This window comes from Alcanivorax sp. HI0044 (assembly GCF_001634945.1).
In genome coordinates this window covers 1-761 of record NZ_LWEZ01000648.1, presented here as the reverse complement: position 1 = coordinate 761, position 761 = coordinate 1, and the positions used below count along the sequence as shown (strand labels likewise).

The window sequence follows — 761 nt, the reverse complement described above, 5'->3', positions numbered from 1 at the left end:
GAACTGGGTAACGGGAAACTGCTGCGCAAGCACACCATCACCGTCAAACCCGGCGAAAAACTCAGCTATCTGGTGCGCGCCGATGCCCTCGGTCGCTGGGCCTATCACTGCCATCTGCTCTATCACATGGAGGCAGGCATGTTCCGGGAAGTGCGCGTCGTTGATGGCAGCACCACCCCTTCCATGCCAGATACACAGACACAGGGCATGCACGACACACATGACAAAGATCATGGAGGGCACCGCTCATGAAAACATTGATGACGCTCCTGGCAGGCAGCATCACACTGGCGGCCACCTCGCCAGCCCTCGCCATGAATAAAAACGAACCGCGTTTTACCCGTGTCATCGTCGACCAGCTGGAAGCCCGTGACAGCGATGAAGGCACCGTCATGGCCTGGGAAGCCAGCGGCTGGCATGGCGGCGACCTGAACAAGCTGTACTTCAGCACCGAAGGCGAACGGTTAATGGATCCGGAGCACGACGGTGAGGACGCCAGTACCGAGGCAGCAGAAACCCGCCTTGCCTGGAACCGGGCCTTTGCTCCCTTCTGGGACTGGCAGCTGGGCGTGCGACGAGACTGGCAACCGGACGATCCCAACCGGGACTGGGCCAGCATCGGTGTTCAGGGCGTCGCGCCCTACCTCTTCGAAGTGGACGCCAACCTGTTTATCGGCGAAGAGGGCCTGACCAACCTGCGCCTGGAAGCCGAATACGAGTTGCTCCTGACGCAAAAGTGGATACTGGTTCCGGAGATCGAA

At 60.1% G+C, this 761-nt stretch carries 2 protein-coding genes; both read left to right on the top strand.

The annotated features are described in order from the left end of the window. Positions 1-252 (top strand): multicopper oxidase domain-containing protein (locus A3730_RS07885; RefSeq protein ID WP_156501065.1); only part of this gene is annotated, 252 nt, incomplete at its 5' end. Then, positions 249-761: copper resistance protein B (locus tag A3730_RS07880; RefSeq protein WP_063537861.1), on the top strand; the 513-nt coding region annotated here is incomplete at its 3' end. The genes A3730_RS07885 and A3730_RS07880, both read left to right, overlap by 4 nt.